General features: G+C 57.4%; 17 protein-coding genes. 4 read left to right on the top strand and 13 right to left on the bottom strand.

What is annotated here, in order from left to right; genetic code table 11:
* Window positions 1–37: 37 nt before the first annotated feature.
* The 12 genes from recD to rppH all read right to left on the bottom strand — a co-directional run bounded on the left by recD (window position 38) and on the right by rppH (window position 18,358).
* Window positions 38–1,879 carry an exodeoxyribonuclease V subunit alpha gene (gene recD, locus IV493_RS02990; protein WP_195857710.1) on the bottom strand — a complete coding sequence of 614 codons (1,842 nt, stop codon included), beginning with the start codon at window positions 1,877–1,879 and terminating at the stop codon, window positions 38–40.
* Window positions 1,876–5,415, bottom strand: a complete 3,540-nt coding sequence (gene recB, locus IV493_RS02985; protein WP_195857709.1) for an exodeoxyribonuclease V subunit beta — start codon at window positions 5,413–5,415, stop codon at window positions 1,876–1,878. Before recB ends, recD begins: the two co-directional genes overlap by 4 nt.
* On the bottom strand, window positions 5,412–8,303 hold the full coding sequence (gene ptrA, locus IV493_RS02980; RefSeq protein WP_195857708.1) for a pitrilysin: 2,892 nt from the start codon (window positions 8,301–8,303) through the stop codon (window positions 5,412–5,414). Before ptrA ends, recB begins: the two co-directional genes overlap by 4 nt.
* Window positions 8,304–8,411: 108 nt before the next feature.
* Window positions 8,412–11,789, bottom strand: a complete 3,378-nt coding sequence (gene recC / locus IV493_RS02975) for an exodeoxyribonuclease V subunit gamma (RefSeq protein WP_147790012.1) — start codon at window positions 11,787–11,789, stop codon at window positions 8,412–8,414.
* Window positions 11,790–11,890: 101 nt separating this feature from the next.
* Window positions 11,891–12,130: a prepilin-type N-terminal cleavage/methylation domain-containing protein gene (locus IV493_RS02970; RefSeq protein WP_195858145.1), complete on the bottom strand. Its 240-nt coding sequence runs from the start codon at window positions 12,128–12,130 to the stop codon at window positions 11,891–11,893.
* Window positions 12,131–12,176: 46 nt separating this feature from the next.
* Window positions 12,177–12,581 carry a DUF2509 family protein gene (locus IV493_RS02965; protein ID WP_013358914.1) on the bottom strand — a complete coding sequence of 135 codons (405 nt, stop codon included), beginning with the start codon at window positions 12,579–12,581 and terminating at the stop codon, window positions 12,177–12,179.
* Window positions 12,578–13,105, bottom strand: coding sequence for a prepilin peptidase-dependent protein (locus IV493_RS02960; RefSeq protein WP_195857707.1), 528 nt, complete (start codon window positions 13,103–13,105; stop codon window positions 12,578–12,580). Before IV493_RS02960 ends, IV493_RS02965 begins: the two co-directional genes overlap by 4 nt.
* Entirely contained in the window at window positions 13,102–13,572 is a 471-nt protein-coding gene (locus IV493_RS02955; RefSeq protein ID WP_033783991.1) for a prepilin-type N-terminal cleavage/methylation domain-containing protein, read from the bottom strand. Before IV493_RS02955 ends, IV493_RS02960 begins: the two co-directional genes overlap by 4 nt.
* Window positions 13,573–13,760: 188 nt before the next feature.
* Window positions 13,761–14,555 carry a thymidylate synthase gene (gene thyA / locus IV493_RS02950; protein ID WP_195857706.1) on the bottom strand — a complete coding sequence of 265 codons (795 nt, stop codon included), beginning with the start codon at window positions 14,553–14,555 and terminating at the stop codon, window positions 13,761–13,763.
* Window positions 14,552–15,433 (bottom strand): prolipoprotein diacylglyceryl transferase, encoded by an 882-nt coding sequence (lgt, locus tag IV493_RS02945; protein ID WP_033733822.1) that lies wholly within the window; start codon window positions 15,431–15,433, stop codon window positions 14,552–14,554. The genes thyA and lgt overlap by 4 nt, the downstream gene beginning before the upstream one ends.
* A gap of 138 nt (window positions 15,434–15,571) precedes the next feature.
* Window positions 15,572–17,818, bottom strand: a complete 2,247-nt coding sequence (gene ptsP, locus IV493_RS02940; RefSeq protein WP_033783993.1) for a phosphoenolpyruvate--protein phosphotransferase — start codon at window positions 17,816–17,818, stop codon at window positions 15,572–15,574.
* A gap of 12 nt (window positions 17,819–17,830) precedes the next feature.
* On the bottom strand, window positions 17,831–18,358 hold the full coding sequence (gene rppH / locus IV493_RS02935; protein WP_009087042.1) for an RNA pyrophosphohydrolase: 528 nt from the start codon (window positions 18,356–18,358) through the stop codon (window positions 17,831–17,833).
* A gap of 684 nt (window positions 18,359–19,042) precedes the next feature.
* Here rppH and mutH point away from each other — a divergent pair.
* The 4 genes from mutH (at window position 19,043) to IV493_RS02915 (ending at window position 22,048) form a co-directional block, all read left to right on the top strand.
* Window positions 19,043–19,720, top strand: coding sequence for a DNA mismatch repair endonuclease MutH (gene mutH / locus IV493_RS02930; RefSeq protein WP_110330840.1), 678 nt, complete (start codon window positions 19,043–19,045; stop codon window positions 19,718–19,720).
* Window positions 19,721–19,820: 100 nt separating this feature from the next.
* Window positions 19,821–20,531, top strand: coding sequence for a TerC family protein (locus IV493_RS02925; protein ID WP_195857705.1), 711 nt, complete (start codon window positions 19,821–19,823; stop codon window positions 20,529–20,531).
* 118 nt (window positions 20,532–20,649) lie between these two features.
* Window positions 20,650–20,868, top strand: coding sequence for a YgdI/YgdR family lipoprotein (locus IV493_RS02920; protein WP_013358922.1), 219 nt, complete (start codon window positions 20,650–20,652; stop codon window positions 20,866–20,868).
* A gap of 139 nt (window positions 20,869–21,007) precedes the next feature.
* Window positions 21,008–22,048, top strand: a complete 1,041-nt coding sequence (locus IV493_RS02915; RefSeq protein ID WP_013358923.1) for an NADP(H)-dependent aldo-keto reductase — start codon at window positions 21,008–21,010, stop codon at window positions 22,046–22,048.
* Between the two features lie 39 nt (window positions 22,049–22,087).
* Here IV493_RS02915 and IV493_RS02910 read toward each other — a convergent pair whose 3' ends face one another.
* Window positions 22,088–22,537 carry a GNAT family N-acetyltransferase gene (locus tag IV493_RS02910; RefSeq protein WP_095706730.1) on the bottom strand — a complete coding sequence of 150 codons (450 nt, stop codon included), beginning with the start codon at window positions 22,535–22,537 and terminating at the stop codon, window positions 22,088–22,090.
* Window positions 22,538–22,539: the final 2 nt, after the last annotated feature.

Genomic DNA, 22,539 nt, shown 5'->3' with positions numbered 1-22,539 from the left:
GGGACAGGCCACCTGGCGTGGACTGTCCCCCTTCTTCTCAGCCGGTTTCACCCAGTCGTTCCACCAGACCGCTGCGTCGCTGCGTCTGCAGCTGCACGGCGCGCTGAAATACGCCCGGTTCGCTGTAAATGGTCAGTTGCTTACGTGCGCGGGTAATCGCGGTATAGACCAGTTCTCGGGTCAGCACCGGCAGAAACTGCGTCGGCATCACCAGCGCAGTGTGGTCGAACTCCGACCCCTGCGATTTATGCACCGTCATCACCCAGGCCGTTTCATGTGAAGGTAACCGGCTCGGCTGGATCGCCTTGATTGACCCATCCGGCAGCGGGAAAAAGACCTTCAGGTTACCCTCTTCATCCCGCAGCGTAATGCCGATATCACCGTTAAACAGGCCGAGCGCACTGTCATTTCGGGTGATCATCACCGGACGCCCGGCATACCAGCGACTGCCGATACCAGGACGCCGGATGCGCTGCAGTTGCATCAGTCGCTGCTCAATACGCTGGTTCAGGCCCTGCACGCCAAATGGCCCGTCACGTAACGCACACAGCAGCTGATAACGGCCAAAGGCGGCAATCACCTCAGCAGGATCCGCCTGCTGTCGGATAAGCTGCAGGAAGGGCTGATAGCCCTGTGCGACCTCATCCAGCATCACCTGATACGCTTCCGCGCTGTTCAGCGTCTGGTAACTGACATCGTCATGGGCCGCAGCAAATACCGCCCTGACCTGCTCTGCATCACCAAGGTTGATCGCTTTTGCCAGTTGGCCGATGCCGGATGAAGCGTCAAAACGATAACTTTTTTGCAGCAGGCAGATGCTGTCGCGCACGACCGGTGCCTGTCCATCATCACTGCCCTGCAGCGTACAGCCGGTCAGCAGGGCGAGCTGTTCGGCCCGCGCCAGGCTGTAGCCGCTTTCCGTGCAGCGGCAGATATCGCCCAGCACCGCACCGGCTTCAACGGAGGCGAGCTGATCGCGGTCGCCCAGAAACACCACGCGGGCATGGGCAGGCAGCGCGGCGATCAGTTTTGCCATCATCGAGAGATCGACCATCGACGCTTCATCCACTACCAGCACATCAAGATGCAGTGGGTTACCGGCATGGTAGCGTAACCGCTGGGTATCGGGCTGTGCGCCCAGCAGACGATGCAGCGTGGTGGCTTCGGCGGGAAAACGCCGCCGCTCTTCGTCGCTGACCGCCAGATCCTGCAGCGCCCGGCCCAGCGACTCGGTCAGTCGCGCAGCGGCTTTGCCCGTCGGTGCTGCCAGCTGAATCCGCAGCGCGCCGGGATTCAGGCGAATCAGGGCAGCGAGGAGTTTCGCCACGGTGGTGGTTTTACCGGTGCCCGGCCCGCCGGAAATGACCGCCGTCTTGCGGGTCAGCGCCACGGCCGCAGCAATTTTCTGCCAGTTCTCCGGCTGGTCACCAAACAGACTGTTCAGCACGTCACCTGCGGCACGCATATCAAACGCGGTTTTCACGTCTTGCGCAGCAAAAAAGTCGGCGACCCGACCTTCACTGTGCCACAGCCGATGCAGATACAAACGCTGGTTGCTCAGCACCAGCGGCGTCACCCGACTGCCATCACTGACCGCCGACCAGTCTGCCATGCGTGATGGCCAGTCATCCGGCTTACCCGCTGCCTGCCAGATGGCCAGGGCCAGGGCAGGCTGACGCCCGGCAAACAGACTGTCTTCACAGAGGTTGCTCAGCGGCAGACAGACGTGACCTTCACCGGCCTCCGCGCTGACGCAGGCGGCCGCCAGCAGCAGCGCAGGTTGTGATTCTGTCGCCATCAGACGGGCAAACTGAATATCCAGCGGCCGCAGGAGACGCTTCTCAACCGCCTGCAGCAGCAGGCTCAGCATGTCACTCATAGCATCTCCCCGCTTTCACCAAACAGCGCATCAATCTCTTCCACAAAAGCTTCGGAAGGTCGGGTGGCAAAAATGCCGTTGTCCGGCGAGCTGCCATCCATCCCACGTAAAAACAGATAAAACACCCCACCAAAATGGTGCTGATACTCATAGTCCGGCAGGCGATGCTGCAGATAGCGATGCAGCGCCAGCGTATAGAGCTGATACTGCAGATCGTAGCGGTGGCCAATCATCGCCTGCGCCATCGCCTCGGGCGTATAAGCGGCGTGACTTTCCCCCAGCCAGTTCGATTTGTAATCCAGCAGATAATATTTCCCCTGCCAGCGGAAGACCAGATCGATAAAGCCCTTCAGCATGCCGCGCACCTGGCGGAAATCCAGCGGAGCGGCCTGCTGAGAGAGTGTATCGTGACGACGCAGCAGATCGTCAAGATCCGCCGCCGTCAGCAGATTGTTGATCGGCAGATAAAACTCCGTCTCGATGAGCCGTTCGCTGCTTTTGATTGCCGACAGCGTCAGCCCCTCGACGTTGAGCGGGGTATGTAACACCCGATCAATCCACTGTTCAATGACCGGTAACCAGCTCAGCGGGTAACCATTGTGCTGCAGCTGATCTTCCAGCCAGATGCGATCCGGCGGTTCGGTAAAGTCGATCGACTCAAACAGACCGTGCAGGAAGGTGCCGGGTGCCGCTCCGCGAGGAAAGTGATGCGGCGTCAGTGCCGCTTCTCCACCATTTTCTTCTTCGCCCGCTGCGTCGATATCGAAGTTAGGGAGAGCATCCAGCAGTGGCGAACTGTGATGCTGTTGAAGACCGGAGTAACTGGTTACCCGCCAGACATCCGCCAGGGCGCGGGTCACGTCGCGGCTGCTTAGCGCCTCATCACCCTGCTCAGCGTCCCGCCACATTTCGCCCGGCAGCAGATCTTCTTCAACCAGTGCAATCCCTTCACCGGTTAATGCATTGAGTCGCTGGCTGAGCTGCTGCGCATCGGCCGCCTGCCCCTGCTGCACCAGGTAGCCCAGTGCGCTCTTGTGGAGATCGCTTTCGCCCTCTTTTTTACGGGTGCCTTTGATCAGCGGTGCAATGCCAACGCTGCAGTGATAAACGGAACGGGTCAGCGCCACGTAGAGCAGACGCAGATCCTCTGCCAGACGCTCCTCTTCGGCCAGCGCCAGGCTCTGCGCATCACCCTGCACATCGAGCAGCGCCGTGAAGTTGTCGCGATCGTGATAGAGCGCGCTGGCCGCCTCGCGGAACCCGGCAGCAAACGGCAGCCAGACCAGCGGATACTGCAGCCCTTTTGATTTATGGATGGTGATGATCTGCACCAGATGGCGGTCGCTTTCCAGACGCAGCTGCTGGCTGGAGGCCTGGCTGTTTGGCCGGGCAATCTGCTGCGCCAGGAAGCGTACCAGCGCGTGCGGACTCTCCAGCTGCACCGAGGCCTCCTGCAGCAGTTCACCCAGATGCATCAGGTCAGTCAGGCGACGTTCACCGTTCTCCGAGGCCAGCATATTCTCCGCCAGTTGCCGCTTGATCATCACATCACGCAGCATCGGTAACACGCCGCGCTGATGCCACAGCTGCTGCCAGACGGCAAACTGCTCCACCAGCGCATCCCACTCGCGCTCATTCTGTGTCAGCGCGTCCAGCGTCGCCGCATCGATGGCAAAAATAGAGGTCGCCAGCGCGCTACGCAGCAGCCGTTCCTGTTCCGGTGCCTGTATCGCCTGCAGCAACCAGAGTAATTCGCGCGCTTCCGGCGTGGTATAGACGCTGTCCCGGCTGGAGAGATAGACCGACGGAATCGACAGTGCATTCAGCGCGTCGCGAATTAAGCCGGCCTCATTGCGACTGCGCACCAGCACAGTGATATCGGAAGCCCGCACTGGCTGCAGCGCCTCACCTTTACCCAGCCAGGCTCGTCCCTGCTGTCCTGCCACCAGCCAGCGGCTGATATCGGCGGCACACTGCTGCGCCATAAACTGCTGGTAGTCACTGTTGCCGACCCCCTCGCCAGGCTGCAGCCAGAAACGTAATGCCGGTTGCTGCTGCTCATCAAAAATCAGCTTCAGTGACTCGTTGGGCGCAGCAGGTTTCACCGGCAGAAAGGGAATCGCCGAAAACAGGAAAGGTGAATCGAGCTGAGAAAAAAGGCGGTTGACGCTCTCTACCATCTCAGGTGAAGAACGCCAGTTAGTATCCAGTGTGTAGTGAGCACTGACTTCGCTTCTGGCCCGCAGATAGGTAAAAATATCCGCGCCGCGAAACGCGTAGATTGCCTGCTTGGGATCGCCAATCAGAAACAGCGCCTGCTCCGGCTGATTAATATAGAGCGTGCGGAAGATGCGATACTGCTGTGGATCGGTATCCTGGAATTCATCAATCAGGGCCACCGGGAAACGCGCCCGGATGGTTTCTGCCAGCAACACGCCGCCGGGCTGCTGCAACGCCTCATCCAGTTTACTGAGCAGATCGTCAAAACCTAACAGCGCGCGTAACCGCTTTTCACGCTGTACCGTGGCACGCACATCGGTCAGCGCCTGCGCGATAATCACATCGCGCAGCGACAAGGGTTCTGCCAGAAACTGATCGATCGCCTCAAACAGCGAGTGTCGCGGAGCATCACCTTTTTTGGTTTTCTCATCCAGCACCTGCTGACCAAAGCGTTCCAGCTCTTTCGGCAGCTGATAATCCAGCGTCTCACTGCTGGCCCACTGCGTGACTTTTGCGACCCAGTTGGGTAGATGTTTACTGCTGTAGCTGCGCTTATCCACGCCAGAAGCACTGATCATGCCTTCAACATCGGCGCTAAGCGCCTGCCACTGCTGCTTGATGGCCTCAATGCGCGCCAGGTTACGGGCGTGACGTGATGCCAGCGTCTCATCGGCTGCGGGCGGACGTTTCAGGCTGGGTGATTCTCCCTGAAGCCAGGGGCGCAGCGTGGTCAGCAGGCTGTCGGGCCCGCTCCATTCTGCGGCAATGATCCGCGCGACATCCAGACTCAGTGGATAGCACTGACGACGCCAGAAGTCGGCAGTCGACTGTTTCAGCAGCGCCTGCTCATCTTCAATTAACTCCTGCTCAAACAGCATGCCCGATTCAAAGGCGTTGAGATTGAGCATCCGCTGACAGAAACCGTGAATAGTGAAGATAGCGGCTTCATCCATCTGCCGTTCAGCAGCCAGCAGTTGCGCGGCGGCCTGACTCAAATCGGGCATCTGCTCCAGCAGTAACTGGTGCATCGGGTTGCTGCTTTTGCCGCGGATACAGGCCAGACGCAGCTGATGAATATTCTCGCGGATGCGCCCGCGCAGCTCCGCAGTGGCGGCCTCGGTGAAGGTCACCACTAAAATTTCTTCTACCGAAAGCGGGCGGCTGTAGGCGTTTTCTCCGCCCAGCCCCAGCAGCAGGCGCAGATAGAGCAGACCAATGGTAAAGGTTTTTCCGGTGCCCGCTGACGCCTCAATCAGCCGCTCGCCTCTGAGCGGCAGCGTTAAAGGATTCAGCGAGACGGGCGGTAATTGCGTCATTGGGTCTCACTCTTTACCGGCAGCGACTGCTGCAGTTGCGCCACTTCATTCCAGGTTTTCCAGCCGGGCTGGCGGGCAAATTCAGTTTTGCCGGTGCCGGTGCCGGCAATCTGCGAGGTCATTACCATGCCCTTGTGTTCAATCACAGCCTGCCGGAAAAAGTCTGCCAGGCTGGCCGGGGTTAACTGCTGAACCTGCTCGATCACTTTTTGCCGGGTATTAAAGTGATCATTCTGCCGATCAAAGTCGCGGCTAAAACGATCCGCTTCCTCAAAAAGCGTCTGAGGACGCTGCTGCAAATCGTTGATCATCGCCTGCTGGTACTGGGCAAAATCTGCCTTACTCATGCTGCGTAATCGTTTTTCTGCCTGTGGATAGAAGGCCTTATAACGCTGCAACAGCCAGTCCGGTTGTTTGCTGTTACTTTGCAGCAGGAAGCCGACACCCCACTGTCGGCCCACCGGCATCTGGAAGGCAAACACCGCATAGCCGAGCTGCTCTTTAGTACGCAACTGATTGTAGAACCACGGCTGAACGATCTGGCTCAGCATCGAGCTGTGCGCCATGCTCTGATATTCACCATATCCCAGTGGAACATAAAGAGCGGCAAGAGCGGAGTCGGTGCTGCTACCCTGCTGTTGCAGGTTGGCTTTCAGCGGTTTTTTAATCGTCACATACTGGCTGTGCCAGTCGCGGGTCGCATTACTCTGCATCTGCTGTTTAAGCTCATGCCCCAGCTGCGTCACGCTGTCAGCACTGAGATTACCCACCACCAGCACCTCTGGCGTCGCATCGCGGAACAGCGTATCGCGATAGGTCGTCACATCCTTAAGTGAGATTGTGCTGACCAGCTTGCGGCGGGTCTCGCGCTGGGTATAAGGCAGCTGCGACAGCAGTTGCATCGGCTGAATCGCCTGCTCAAACGCTTTGCCTTTTTCCGCCGCGTCCAGCCGCTCCAGATACCAGGATTTGGCCTGCTCCAGCTGCTGTTCTGTCGGCTGGAAGGTGGCATAACCCTCTACCAGTTTCTTCAATAGCGTCGGCAGACGTTGCGTGAAACCGTTGGCGCTGAACACCAGCCCCTGATCTTCACCGGTTGAAAAGCTGATGCCGCCCACCGAGGCCTGCGAGTTAAGCTCGTCCAGTGCCAGGCTGGAGAGGTAGTCATTCAGGCCAAACAGCACCTGCTGACGGGCGTCGCTGATGGCATTTTTATTGCGTAACGCCAGGGTTATCGCCGCTTTAGGCTCGCTGGCGTAATAACGACTGGGCATCCAGTAAATGCGCATACCATCATGGTTATCCAGCTTCACCGGGTGCTGATACGTTTTTCCGTCCGACGGCAACAGGGTGAAGTCGTCCGGGATATAGGGGTTCAGCACGGGCATCGCCAGCGTGATCTGGCTGGCGCGTTGCTGCCAGTCGGCAAAGGTTTGTGGCGTGATCTTCTCAACCTGATAAGGCGCATCCACAAAATAGGCGGTTTTGTTATGCGGCTCCTGCGGGCTGATATACCAGATGCGCGCATGCTGCGGGGTCATCTCGTCCAGCCGGGCCTTGATCGCGGCGGCATCGTACTGATCCGCCAGATAGGGCGCATCCAGCGTGTGTTCAACCGGCACGCGCAGCATGGTATCAACCAGCCATTCGATGTAATCCATATCGCGGGTGATAGAGGGATAGCGGAAGTCGAGCGCCAGCACGTGTGAAACTTCATCGAAATAGCGCTTATCATCGGCCTGCTGACGCAGCAGATTGATGTAGCTGAATATGGCCGCTACCACTTCGTCACGCTGTGCCAGGCCTTTATCAGTGAGTGACGCGGTAATCGCAAATACGCCACTGTTACGCTCGGTCATCGGGTCAGCGCCCGCATTGACCCCGTCGGCCAGCCCCTGCTTTTGCAGCCAGTCAGTCAGCGTGTTTTTGCTGCGGTTGCTGATTAAATAGCTAATCAGCGTGTCGGTCTTACTGCGGAAGCTGTCGCTGTTATTGGCAATGCGAAATTCAATTTTGAGCTGCTTACGCGGCTGGGCCGGAACGTAATGAATGATGACGCCCTGCTGTGCATCCGTCACCACCGGCACCGTAATCTCCGGCACGCTGGCGTCATGATTTTGCACCCGGCCAAAGGTTTTAGCCGCAATCGATGCCATCTCTGGCAGCGGTTTGTTGCTGTAGATCACCGCCTTCATCAGGTTGGCGGAGTAATGCTTGTGATAAAAATCCAGCAGCGCCTGATGCAGTTTGCTGCCGGGCTTATCTTTCAGTGTTTCAAGATTGCCGCCCGAGAAACGTGACGCCGGATGCGCCGGGTTCAGGGTTTCAGCACCCACCTGGGCCATGCGCAGGCCATCGCGCGAGCGCGCCATGGTCAGCTCGGCGTTCACGGCGTGGCGTTCTCGATCGGCGTTAACCGGATCCAGCAGCGGCTCCGCCACCGCATCCGCCAGGCGATCAACCGCCGGTTCCAGCGAATCGTTTTCCACTTCCAGGTAAAAAGCGGTGCGGTAAGAAGCGGTGCTGGCGTTATGGCTGCCGCCATGCTTTTTCAGAAATTCGGCCAGGTTGTCCGGCTGCGGGTAGCGCTTTGAGCCCATCAGCACCATATGCTCGAGGTAGTGTGCCAGTCCCGCCTGCTGATCGGGATCGTCCAGCGATCCTATCGGTAGCGTCAGCGCCGCCAGCGATTTCGGTGCCACAGGATCGGAAACCAGTAACACCGTCATCCCGTTGTCGAGCCGGATCGCCTGATAGTGGCGCGGATCCTGTTCACTTTTGCGAATAGTGTCGTTAACTGGCTGCCAGCCTGATGATGTCTGCGCCTGTGCTGTGCAAGCCACCAGGCTTAACAATAGCGCCGCTATCCAGCGTGCATGTACCCGCATGTAAACCCCTCTCGTTTCCCGATAAACCGCCAATCTCTGACACGGCGGCTCAAAGCAGAGCAAAATTTCTGTGTAATAAGCCAGCTAGCAAAAATGCCTTCTGACCTGCTATTCATCATCCTGATGTGCAGCCAGCACCGGTAAATACCAGCGCTGTGCCGCCTCAGTTATCTGCTGCAGTTGTGGCTCATCCAGCACACGGCAAAGACGCTGCAGATAGGGATCGCCGCCCTCGCCCTCGACCTGATAGTTACCCTGCCAGGCGGTCAGCAGTCGATTACGCGCTTTGAGCTGCGTCGCTTCATCGGTCAGCAACTGCTGGCTTTTTTTGTCATAGCTGGCGGTCAGCCACGCGCCGCCACTCTTGTTAAGCAGCATCAGCGGCTGGCGCATACCGGCGAGATAGCCTGCGACATATTCATTCAGCGCAGCGATCGCCTCAGCCTGCGGTACGGCGAGGAAACACCAGCGGCTCTGCTGCCGGCCAAACATCCGGCTGCTGCCGGTGCCGCCCAGCGCGCAGTAGACCAGATGCTCCAGCCAGAGTAACAGTCCGTCGTTCATATTGAGCACGCCCGGCCGCCAGCGCAGTAATCCGTCACTCTGCACCTGCGTCAGCCAGCCGGTTAAGCTGACCTGCTCCAGCTGCAGGTTTACTTCCCAGCTCTCGCCATCACTGCGCTGAGTGACCACTTCAGCAGCCACTTCCTGCATCTCATCACGCTGCGCCTGCCAGAACAGCTCACCGAACGCGCCGTAAGGCAGATTACCGGCCGCGCGATGGTGCGCATAAAGCCGCTGGGTGTCCTCGCCTTCGACCAGGGCATTCAGCAGCTGCGCGTTGATCTGGTAACGCTCCAGGTTGTCGAGCGCAAACGGCTCGCTGTCGGGCAGTTCGTTCTCCTCCAGCCAGAAACTCACGCCGAGCCGCTGGTGGAACCAGGCGCGGACCGGATGCCGCCAGAAACGCAGAAACGCTTCCAGCGTCAGCGCATCAATTAACGGCGCTTCCAGCGGCTGAACAAAATCGGGTTGCGGCTGCCCTGCTCCCTGCGCCGCAGGCAGCCACTCACGGGCAAAACTCTGCAATCTGGCAGCCGGCTGGAAGTTCTCTGCAGCAAAGGGCATCCGGCTGTGCAGGTGCTGCAGGTGCATCCGCACCCGTTCGGCACTTTCATCCAGCTCAAGATGACCGTCGCCCTCCAGATAAAAACTCTGTCCAATGTAATCCAGCAGTTCTGTGACCAGCACCGACGGGTAGCGTTCCGTATTATCCTGAATCGCCCGGCCGATATAACTGATGTAGAGCTGCTGCTGTGCCGAAATCATCGCCTCCAGGAAGAGATAGCGATCATCATCACGGCGGCTGCGGTCACCTTTGCGGGACTGCTGCTGCATCAGGTCAAAGCCCAACGGTGCCAGGGTCCGGGGATAGACGCCGTCGTTCATGCCAAGCAGACAGACCAGCTGAAAAGGAATGGAGCGCATCGGCATCAGGGTGCAGAAGTTAATCTGTCCGGCCAGAAAACGCTGGCTGATGCGCTGCTGATCAAGGCGGCTACGCAGATCATCGCGCAGCAGCGCCACCGGAATCGCCTCTTCAAAGCGCGCATCCATCCCATATTCGATCAATTGCTGCCACTGCTCTTCCACCAGCAGCAGGGCAGCCTCGGTTTCTGCATCGGGGCTGAAAAAGGCGTTCAGCAATTCCCGGCACAGTGGCAGCCAGGCGACCAGCGGACGGGGTTCGGCCAGCAGCTGTCGCCAGTGATTAAGCCGGGAGAGCAGCTCAGCCAGATGTCCCGCCAGTTCCCCCACCAGACCACTCGACTCGTCATAAGGCAGAATCCCTTCCCAGTCACCGTTGTGGCTCTCCATTGCATAGCCCAGCAGCATACGCTGCAGGCCAAAGCGCCAGGTGTGCTGGCCGGTAATCGGAAGTGACAGCGCTTCTACGCTGGCATCATCCAGCCCCCAGCGCACACCCGATTCGCTGACCCAGCGCCGGAGTAATCGCAGGCCACTTTCATCAATAGAGAAGTGAGCAGCCAGCGCCGGAACATCCAGCAGCGCCAGAACATCCTCTGAGACAAAACGGCTGTCCGGCAATGCCAGCAGATTCAGAAATGCCACAATGGCCGGATGCGCCTGACTGGCCCGCCGGTCTGAAATCGCAAACGGCAGGTAGCGATCGGCGGGTGCGTTGGCGAACACTGCCTGAATAAACGGCGCGTAGGCGTCGATATCGGCCACCATGACGATAATGTCACGCGCTTTCAGCGTCGGATCGGCCTCCATCATCGCCAGCAGATGATCCTGCAATACTTCGACTTCACGCTGGGCGCTGTGGCAGACCTGAACCGCAATGGAGCGGTCCTCCGGATCCAGACAGCGCTTCTGATCGCTGTGCGCCAGTTCCGCCGCATTCAGCCCGATGACGGCGTTATCCTGCAGGTTGAGAAGATCGTGCTGCATGCAGTGCAGCAGGTTATCTGGCTCCACATCCACAAACGCATCAATATCGTCGTTTGACTCCATCTGACTGAGCAGAAACAGGTTATCGCGCCCCAGCTTGCCCCATGAGGCAAGCAGCGGGTTAGTGAGCTGCTGTTCACCAGCGTCGTTAAACAGCGCCGGAGCCTGCTCTGCATCCCGGAAAAGTCCGCGTGATTCATCGGCACCATGACGTCGGCGCTGACGGCTCTGCAGTTTCGCCAGAAACGCATAGTCCTGAATGTCGCCCCAGTAGTCGCGGCAGGGATTGGTGAACAGCAGATGGATGTCGATGTGTCGTCCCAGCGCCTGCAACGCCTGCAGATAGACCGGCGGTAGCGCAGAAATACCACAGATGAAGACCCGTTTCGGCAGATTTTCCGGCGTAGTTTTCGCCTGCTCCAGCGTCTGGATAAATCGCGAATAGAGGTTGGCACGGTGCCATTCGGGCTGGCGCAGCGCCTGGGTGTAACTTACCAGATCGCGCCACAGTGCGGCCTGCCAGCGCTGCGCTTCGCCCAGTCCGTCAATGGTTTCGCCACGCTCCCAGCTGTTGAGCCAGTCGGCACGATAAACCAGATACTGGTCGAACAGATCGGCCACGCGTGAACTGAGCTGATACAGTTTTCGCTTGTCGCCGTCGTCATGGAGATAGTGGCGTAAAGAGACAAACTCTTCCTGTTCGAGCATCACCGGCAGCCGGTGCATCAGCTTCCAGCCCATGCTGGCCTTGCTGAAAGCACTTTCTACCGGGATATCGGGCAGTACGCGGACGAACATCTCCCAGATAAAACTGGCAGGCAGCGGGAATTCGATATTGGCCGCAATGCCAAAGGTTTGCGCCAGCTCCATCTGCAGCCATTGCGCCATTCCGGGGCTCTGCACCAGCACCATTTCTGAGGCGAAAGGATCATCAAGAGGATCATGTTTAATCACCGCCGCCGCCAGAATCTTCAGCACATCAAGCTGATTTGAGTGATAAACGTGAAACATGAAAACTCCTGTGATAACTCAGAACGTGACTGCGGTATTGCGGCTCTGTCACTTTACCGCGTATCGCGGTTGAAACCCATCAAAAGGGCGACCCGCGACCTTTAACATCGTAGCCGCGTCAGAGTAGCGCGGCGCTGATAAGGCCCCGTCACGTCAGCCCGCTCCAGGGTGCAGCCTGAAGGACCGCTCTGCTGTTGCAGCGTCGATGTCCAGCCCGCAACCTCATGCCCTGCCAGGCGCTGCTCAGCCACCCGCCATGCCTCGCGCTGATACCACTGCTGACTGAATCCCAGCGCCAGTGCGCGATGATAGTGCAACAGCGTGCTGCTGCTTAATGCCATTAACAGCAGAGCAAACAACACTTCCGGCAGACTGAATCCGCCGCATTTACTGGCAGGTTGCCGGGGACGTGAGCGGACAGTAATCAATCCAGCCGTGCGGCAGCGCACTAATCTGATTGCCCCGTAAATGCACCCAATGCCACACCGCCATGCCACTGCCGCTGGCCTCACCTTTAAGCAGACCTTCATCCCTTTCACCTCGCTGTAAACAGCTGCGCCAGCCCTGACGATCATCCTGCTGACACAGGGCTGACTCCGTCGCTGGCCAGCTCAGAGAAAGACCCCATTGCAGCGCCGACTGCGCCCGCCAGAAATCCTGAATAAACTGCTGCTCATCCGCCAGCAGTCGCATTCCCTGCTCAGACATCTTTCGGCTGGCATGCAGCGTAAAGCTGCCGATCACCATAATCATCAGCACCATGCCCAGCGCACTGCTGCCTCGCTGCTTCACAGGTTCACGCCCTCTATCCAGCTCTCCACCGTTTCAAGCCAGCGTCCGGTCCGTCCCTGCAGCACGATCCTGACCTGTGTACCCTGCTGGCTGATGCGGAACTGCTCCACTGTCATGAATGCGGGATCGGAGAGCCGTTCCCAGCCCGCTGACTGACACTGGTCAACGCCGCGCTGCATCTCAAGCTGCTGCTGGCGCAGGCGAAAGCCGTAATAGTCACTCTCCGTATGGCTCGCCGGTTCCCATTGACCGTTGCTGTTCTCATCCCAGCGCAGCAGCAGGCAGTTCTCGCTGATTTTCAGCGCACCACTGCCGCACTCACCGTGACAATAACCGGCACGCCGAACCGCCTTTTCCAGCGTGGCCATCATCTGTTGTAACTCCTGACGCAGCTGCGCCTGTTGCAGTACGCCGGCACTCTCCGCCAGCAACAGCGGCAGAAAACGCCCGGTACTTAACATGACGACCGCGCTGATTGCCATGGCGATTAGCATCTCCAGCAGGCTGAATCCGGCGATTTTCAACGGCACGTCTCCTCATCCATCATGCAGAGGCGAATACGGGCTCTGGCTGAGATAATCAGCCGCATGCGTCCGGCGCTGTTCCCCAGTTCTATACTGCCCGCCTTAGCGACATTGCGGCGGCCATAGAAACCCGGCTCGCCCCGAATATCATAGAGCGCCACGCCCGCGTGCGGCGCGATGAAATGCAGCCGTTTCCCGTGAACACACCCCGCAACCGGGCGGCTTCCAGCCCCAATGCACCAGAGATCGCCAGGCTGTGACCATAACACCAGGTCGCTATTTTGCCGGTTGGCCTGGGCACGCAGTCGTAGCAGGAATCCCTGTAATTGCTGAGCGCTGTCGCGCAGTTGCTGCCGCTGTTGCCAGCGCTGCCAGCCGTGTAGCGCGGCAAGGCTTAGAATGCCGGCAATCACCATTACCAGCAGCAGCTCCGGCAGGGTAAAACCGCGTAAGTGTGCTGTTTTCATGGCGTCAGAGTGCGGGTGATGAACAGTCGAAACAACAGGTGTTGTGACAGGCTGGAAAGCGTGCCGCAGAGAATCTTCCCCCCCACACAGGCAGTGGCAGAAGCGTGCGAGGGGTGCCGCAGATTTACCGGTATGCAGGCAAAAAAAAGCCCCGGCGAAGTTGCCAGGGCGTTATCGTTTACTGCGGATCAGATGGCGACAGGCGCTTTGATCGCGGGATGCGGATCGTAGCCTTGAATCTCGAAATCGTCGAACTGATAGTCAAACAGTGATGCTGGTTTGCGTTTGATCACCAGCTTTGGCAACGGACGCGGCTCGCGGGTCAGCTGCAGGCGCGCCTGCTCCAGATGGTTGCTGTAGAGGTGCGTGTCACCACCCGTCCAGACGAAGTCGCCCACCTGCAGATCGCACTGCTGCGCCACCATATGCACCAGCAGCGCATAGCTGGCGATGTTAAACGGCAGCCCCAGGAAGATGTCGCACGAGCGCTGATAAAGCTGGCAGGAGAGCTTGCCATCCGCCACATAGAACTGGAAGAACGCATGGCACGGTGCCAGCGCCATCTCGCTGAGCTCACCAACGTTCCAGGCAGAAACGATAATCCGGCGTGAGTCAGGATCGCGCTTCAGCTGCTCCATCACCTGGCTTAACTGGTCAATTTGCTGACCGCTGGCCGTGCCCCAGCTGCGCCACTGTTTGCCATACACCGGGCCGAGATCGCCATTCTCATCTGCCCACTCGTCCCAGATGGAGACGTTGTTTTCCTTAAGGTAACCGATGTTGGTGTCACCTTTCAGGAACCATAGCAGCTCATGAATAATGGAGCGGATATGGCATTTCTTGGTGGTGACCAGCGGAAAACCATCCTGCAGATTGAAACGCATCTGGTGACCAAAAATTGAAAGCGTACCCGTGCCGGTACGGTCAGCTTTTGGTGTGCCTTCGTGCAGCACATGTTGCATTAAATCCAGATACTGTTTCATTTTTCCTCGCGAAATTGTGGCTGGGGGCGACGACGATACGCCCAGATCATCATAATAATACCGGCAACAATCATCGGCACAGAGAGGATCTGTCCCATACTGATTCCGCCTTCAAACAGGCCAAGCTGGGCATCCGGCTGGCGGAAGAACTCAACGATGATACGGAAGGCACCGTAGCCAATCAGGAACAGGCCAGAGACGCTGCCCATCGGGCGCGGCTTGCGAATAAACAGGTTCAGAATGATAAACAGCACCACACCTTCCAGCGCCAGTTCATAGAGCTGCGAAGCATGACGTGGCAGTACGCCGTAGGTATTAAGGAGTTCCTGATATTGCGGATTGGTGGCGGCCAGCGCGACATCTTCGCTGCGGGAGCCGGGGAACAGCATGGCGTAACGGAAGCCCGGATCGACACGTCCCCACAGCTCACCGTTAATGAAGTTGCCGAGACGACCGGCACCCAGACCAAACGGGATCAGCGGCGCAATGAAATCCGAAACCTGGAAGAAATTACGTTTAGTGCGGCGGGCAAAGATCAGCATCACCACAATCACCCCGATCAGGCCACCGTGGAACGACATGCCGCCATCCCAGACTTTGAACAGATAGAGAGGATTTTCCAGGAACAGCGGTAAGTTGTAGAACAGAACATAGCCGATACGGCCGCCCAGGAAGACGCCCAGGAAACCGGCGTAAAGCAGGTTCTCAACTTCCTCTTTTTTCCAGCCGCTGCCAGGCTGATTGGCGCGGCGTACTGCCAGCCACATGGCGAAAACAAAGCCCACCAGATACATCAGACCGTACCAGTGCAGCGAAACCGGTCCGATCGAGAAGATCACCGGATCGAACTGCGGAAATGCAATATAGCCGTTATTCATCATTCACCGTCTATTTTTCAACCCTGAAAAGGGGCGTTGTCAGGCACATAAATTAAGGCTGCGCATCATAGCACAGCCGGTTTTGTGAATTGTCTTGCAAATGTAAACGCGGATAACGCGTAAAGCCTGCTTCAGCGTCTAACGACCACCACGGATAAGCCCACCTAATCCGCGCCGCTCCATAAAGGCCGAGACCAGATGGCGAACTTCGGTGGCAGTGTCGGCATTCATTCCCTGCTCGCTGAGCTTCTGTACCTCTTCATGATCCAGATGACGCAACAGGTACTTAACGCGCGGTACGTTTTTACCGTTCATGCTGAGATGGTGATAACCCAGGCCGACCAGCAGCGCGACGCACATCGGATCACCTGCCATTTCACCACACAGGCACAATTCCAGATTGGCCAGGCGGGCTTCCTGCGCAATCGCATTCAGTGCGCGCAGCATCGCCGGATGCAGCGAGTCGTACAGGTTCGCGACGCGGGTATTGTTACGATCCACCGCCAGCAGATACTGCGTCAGGTCGTTGGTGCCGACCGAGACAAAATCGACCCGGGACGCCAGATGCGGGATCATAAACAGCATCGACGGCACTTCGATCATGATGCCGATACGCGGCGCGGGAATCGCATAGCCCAGCATCTCTTCCACTTCGCGTCCGGCACGATCGATCAGCTGTTTTGCGTCGTCGATTTCGTCGATATGACTGATCATCGGCAGCAGGATACTGAGGTTGCCGGAGGCTGCATTGGCGCGCAGCATCGCGCGCACCTGTACCAGGAAAATTTCCGGCTGGTCGAGCGTCAGGCGGATGCCACGCCAGCCCAGGCAGGGGTTCTCTTCACTGATCGGCATGTAGGGCAGCTGTTTGTCTGCCCCCACATCCAGCGTTCGCAGCGTTACCGGCTTGTTGTGGAACAGCTGCAACATGCCCTGATACTGCGCCACCTGCTCCTCTTCCGACGGGAAGCCGTTCTGCAGCATAAACGGGATTTCGGTGCGGTAGAGGCCGATACCATCCACCCAGCTGCCCAGCGCCTGTTCATGTTCCGGGCTTAATCCGGCATTGAGCATCACCTGCACGCGTTCGCCACTTTTCAGCTCACCCGGCTGATCGACCACGCCTTCCGCCATTTTGCTCAGCGCGTTCTCTTCGCTGATCAGCCGCTGATACTCCTGCACCAGCACCGGCTCGGGATCGATCAGCAGCTCACCACGATAGCCATCAACGATCAGCAGGCGTTTGTTGAGCTGATGAGGCTGGATGTCAGCGCCCATCACCGTCGGGATGCCCATGGCGCGGGTCAGGATCGCCGCATGGGAGTTAGCCGCGCCATCACGCACTACCACACCCGCCAGCCGCTCCTGCGGCAGCTCCGCTAAGGTGGTGGCGGTCAGCTCATCGGCGACCAGCACAAAGCGTTCCGGCCAGGCATTCGTGCCGACCAGAGTATCATCGAGGTGAAACAGCAGACGCTGACCCAGTACCCGCAGATCGCCTGCGCGTTCACGCAGGTAGTTGTCAGTCAGGCTGGCGAACTGTTCAGCAAACTTCTCGATCACCTGTTTCACAGCCCACTCCGCGACCGATCCGCGCTCGATCTCGTCGAACAGATCTTTCTTCAGCCGGGCATCGGTTAACAGGTGAGAGTAGAGATCGAAAATGGCCGCGCTCTCTTTCTGTGCGCTGGCGCTGAAACGTTTGCTGAAGCGGCGGAATTCACTGGCCGCTTCGCTCATGGCAAGTGACAAACGCTCACGTTCACGCTGTACATCCAGCGTCGAGGCGGCCGAAACCTGATCGAGCAGAGGCTGCGTCTCATCGACCCAGCCGGGTGCCACCGCTACGCCAGGCGCTGCCGCAATGGCGCGCACCCGCGTCTGCCGGAACTGACCAAACAGCTGACCCATCTGAGACTGCGACAGCAGCGCCGCCATCTGGGTAGCGAGCGTAACCAGGAATGACTCTTCGCTTTCATCAAACTGACGGTGTTCGCGCTGCTGCACCACCAGCACGCCAAGAAGCTGGCGACGGCTGATAATGGGCACGCCGAGGAAGGAGCGATAACGCTCCTCTTTGACTGCGGGGATATATTTAAAGCTGGGGTGACTCTGGGCGTCAGCAAGGTTAATCGGTTCGGCCAGACGGCCCACTAAACCGACGATACCTTCGTCAAACGCCAGCGTCACGGTGCGGCCACGCGGTTTTTTGAGGCCGCGCGTCGCCATCAGGTAATAGCAGCGACGATCGTGGTCAGCGAGGTAAACGGAACAGACTTCCGTATCCATCGCCAGACAGATCTCATTGACCAGGATGTCGAGTGCTTCATTGAGACGCGGCGCACTCGCCACTTTTTCTACAATTTCGCGCAACTGAGTGAGCATAAAGGGCGTGGCCTATCCTCTCTTACGTCGATGGGCAGGATTATTTCGCTGCCCCGCACTCTCCTGCATAGACATCACCACGCCAGCGAATTCCTTCATTACCCGACGATAGACATCGCGCTTAAAGGAGACAACCTGACGCACCGGATACCAGAAACTGACCCAGCGCCAGCCGTCAAATTCCGGCGTGCTACTGTGCTGCACATTGATATCCGCGTCATTACACATTAACTGCAGAAGAAACCACTTTTGTTTCTGGCCGATACATACCGGCTTTGTGTCCCAACGCACCAAACGTTTTGGCAACTTGTAACGCAACCAGTTACGGGTAGAGGCAAGTATTCGAACATCTTTCCGGTGTAATCCGACCTCTTCGAACAGTTCGCGATACATCGCCTGTTCTGCGGTTTCACCGGGATTGATGCCTCCCTGAGGAAATTGCCAGGAGTGCTGTCCAAAGCGCCTGGCCCATAACACTTGTCCCTGCCGGTTACAGATTACGATACCAACATTCGGGCGGTAGCCATCATCATCGATCACCGGACTACCTCAAAGCAAAATTTGAATGGCCTGATTGTTTCACACTCCTTACAGGCGGTAAACCACTGGATTCATGGGGGGTTGAGCCATCAATAGCGGGATAACTCACAGAAAAGGGCAAAGTTATAAACAAAGACCGCAAAAAAGATCGATCTTATTCACCTTTTCTGTGGATAGCTTTGTGCAGAACGCGGGAGTTAACTGAATAACCCTGCCATCACACCTGGGAATGCCAAAAAGAGTTAGTTTATTATCTTATTGATTAATAATTAAATTAATAAAGAATCTCGCTTCATCGGCTTTTTATAAACAGCGAATATTTTTACGCCCACTGACAATTGGCTAAATTATAAGCACAATGCTTTTTATCCACAGATAATTGCTCAGGGTTAGGTCATGGCGGTGAAAATTTGGTCAAATAGCGAAAAGTCAAGGCTGTAAATGGAACCAGTACCGCAAACATAAGGGGGTTATCCCACTTTTCTGTGGATAACCGGGCTGGAGATCCTGTTCATTGTTGCGGGTAAGCTGGGATAACCCTGTCCCACTGCGGATAGCGCAAGGGCAATCCATCTAAAAAAGCATGATCTATCATGTTATTATCGATCACGGACACGATTTATTTTAGCGGGACAACTTAGCCACCCGCAGCTGTACAAATTTTAACCATTGCGAGTTATCAACATGCGTTATCCCCCAGGACCACCCGAAGATGAAGCCAGCCTGCTGGCACGCGCGCAGGATTTAGCCGGATTACCTATGGAAACGCTGGCTGCGCGTGCCGGTCTGCCCATGCCTGCGGATCTTAAACGCGATAAAGGCTGGGTCGGCATGCTGCTGGAGTGGCACCTTGGGGCGAGCGCAGGCAGCAAAGCGGAACAGGACTTTGCCCATCTCGGTATCGAACTGAAAACCATCCCGATTGATGCACAGGGTAAACCGCTGGAAACCACCTTTGTCTGCGTCGCACCGCTGACCGGTAACAGCGGCGTGACGTGGCTCACCAGCCATGTGCGTCACAAGCTGGCGCGGGTGCTGTGGATCCCGGTTGAAGGCGGGCGGGAGATTCCGCTGCGGGAACGCCGTGTCGGCGCGCCGCTGTTATGGAGCCCGAATGCGGAAGAAGATGAGATGCTGCGTCAGGACTGGGAAGAACTAATGGATATGATCGTGCTGGGGCGCGTTGAGCAGATTACCGCACGGCATGGTGCCTGGCTGCAAATCCGGCCCAAAGCCGCCAACAGCAAGGCACTGACCGAGGGAATTGGCGATCAGGGCCAGCCCATCATGACCCTGCCGCGCGGCTTCTACCTGAAGAAGAGCTTCACCGGTCCCCTGCTGGCGCGCCATTTTCTCCTGTAAATCGCTTATCCTGCGCGACCATCGTCGCAATTTTGTGGGAGATTGGCGAATTCAATGCGTATAATCGCCGTTTACTTTTCGTTTAGGATTGAATGCCGGTATGTTTGAGTGGATTTCCGATCCCAACGCCTGGCTGGCGCTGGGCACCCTGACCATCCTTGAGGTGGTGCTGGGTATTGATAACATCATTTTCCTGTCGCTGGTGGTCGCTAAGCTGCCAAAGCACCAGCAAGCCAGTGCACGCCGCATTGGTCTGATGGGCGCGATGTTAATGCGTCTTGGCCTGCTGGCTTCCATCGCGTGGGTCGCCCGTCTGACTAATCCGCTGTTTACGCTGATGGATCATGCGTTCTCGGCGCGCGATCTGATCCTGCTGTTTGGCGGTCTGTTCCTGCTGTGGAAATCGAGCATGGAGATCCATGAAACGATTGAAGGCAGCGAAGGCGAACACAATACCCGCGTTCATTCGTTCCTTGGCGCGATTGTGCAGATCATGATGCTCGACATCATTTTCAGCCTCGACTCGGTGATCACTGCCATCGGCCTCTCCGATCATCTTTTCATTATGATGGCAGCCGTTGTGATTGCGGTGCTGATGATGATGTTTGCCGCACGCGCGATTGGTGAGTTCGTCGAGCGCCATCCGTCAGTGAAAATGCTGGCACTCTCCTTCCTGATTCTGGTCGGTTTTACCCTGATTCTGGAGAGTTTCGCGGTCCACGTACCAAAAGGTTACATTTATTTCGCTATGTTCTTCTCCATGGCGGTTGAGTGCCTTAACCTTATGCGCAGTAAGAAAAAGCACGACTGACAAAGTCAAGGGCGAGCCTGCTCGCCCGGTTATTTTCAGAATCCTACGATTAACCCTGCCGGCAAAACCATTTATTACTACACTTTTTGCACTTAACGATTTGTGAGGAAGAGGCGTGATGAAAGGGTTGGCAGGCGTAGCACTAGTGATGGTAACCGCAGCGTTACTGAGTGGATGCAGTTCTGATTATGTCATGGCGACTAAAGATGGCCGGATGATCATGACCGAGGGCAAGCCGAGCATTGATAAAGAGACCGGCCTGGTGCAGTACACCGACCAGACGGGTCACGAGGTGCAGATTAACAGCGATGAGGTCTCAACGATCATTGAACGTTAAGTGCCCGATTTAATTACCTGCCACCGATTCCGCGCTGGCAGGTGATTTCCCCGACTTTTCCCCCTTCCTTCCCCGCCGTTGCTCGCGCTATAGTCCCTGAGGACACAACATTCCATTCCATAAAAAAAGGAAGCTGGCAATGCACTATCATCGTATTCCCCACAGCACGCTGGAAGTGAGTCAGCTGGGGTTGGGCACTATGACGTTTGGCGAACAGAACAGCGAAGCCGACGCCCATGCTCAGCTGGATTTAGCTATCCGTTCCGGCATCAACTTTATTGATACCGCTGAAATGTATCCGGTGCCACCGCGCCCGGAAACCCAGGGTCTGACCGAACAATACATTGGCAGCTGGCTTAAACAGCGCGGCAGCCGCGATAAAATCATTCTGGCCAGTAAAGTGGCGGGTCCGTCACGCGGCAATGATGCGTCGATTCGCCCGGATATGGCACTGGACCGTAAAAACATCCGCGCCGCACTCGATGCCAGCCTGAAACGTCTGAACACCGACTACCTTGATCTCTACCAGCTGCACTGGCCGCAGCGCCAGACCAACTATTTTGGCAAGCTGGGCTATCAGTACAGCGAGACCACGGCGCAGGTGACGCTGCTGGAGACGCTGGAAGCGCTGACCGAGCAGGTGCGCGCCGGTAAAATCCGTTATATCGGCGTGTCGAACGAAACCGCGTGGGGCGTGATGCGCTATCTGCAGCTGGCGGAGAAGCATGAACTGCCGCGCATTATCAGCATTCAGAATCCTTACAGCCTGCTGAACCGCAGCTTTGAAGTGGGTCTGGCCGAAATCAGCCAGCATGAAGGCGTCGAGCTGCTGGCGTATTCCAGCCTGGCGTTTGGTACGCTGAGCGGTAAATATCTGAACGGTGCGCAGCCTGCGGGCGCACGTAACACGCTGTTCAGTCGCTTTACCCGGTATAGCGGCGAGCAGTCTCAGAAGGCGATTGCCGAATATGTGGCGTTAGCGCAACAGCATCAGATTGACCCGTCGCAGATGGCGCTGGCCTATGTGCGTCAGCAGCCGTTTGTGGCCAGCACGCTGCTGGGCGCCACGACGCTTGAGCAGTTGCAGATTAATATCGACAGCTTCAATCTGACCTTAAATACAGAGATTCTGGAAGGTATTGAGGCAATCCACCGCCGTTATACCTATCCTGCGCCATAAATACTCTGTTGCCAGCTGCCGCAGGGCGGCTGGCCTCTCTCACAGGTCACGATAATAGAGTTTCACCGGCTTATCGGGATACTCCAGCGCCTCTCCCTGCGCCAGCCAGCCAGACCGTTCATAATATCCCCCAAACGTTGACCATAACCACAATCGTGGATAGCCGCGAGCCTGTGCATAAGCCATGACATGCTGCTGCAGCGCCTCACTGACACCTTTGCCGCGCGCCGACTCATCCACATACAGCGCCGCCAGCCACGGATAGAGATCCTGACGGCTGATCAGATCGCAGCGCCAGAATCCCGCCGTGCCGATTGCCCTGCCCGCCTCTACGGCGACAAACGTCACCGGAAAATCAGCGCCGGTCAGGCTGCTGTTTACCACACTGGCGAAGAACGCCCGGCTGCTGGCTTCGCCAAAAGCGCGCCACTGCCAGTCGGTGATCTGATCGGCAAACTGCGGCACATCGCTGAGCGGGACGATTTTCATAA

Origin of the sequence: Pantoea sp. SM3640, from assembly GCF_015654165.1 — a bacterium.
In the GTDB taxonomy this organism is placed as follows: domain Bacteria; phylum Pseudomonadota; class Gammaproteobacteria; order Enterobacterales; family Enterobacteriaceae; genus Pantoea; species Pantoea vagans.
This window is presented reverse-complemented; position numbering and strand designations above follow the sequence as displayed.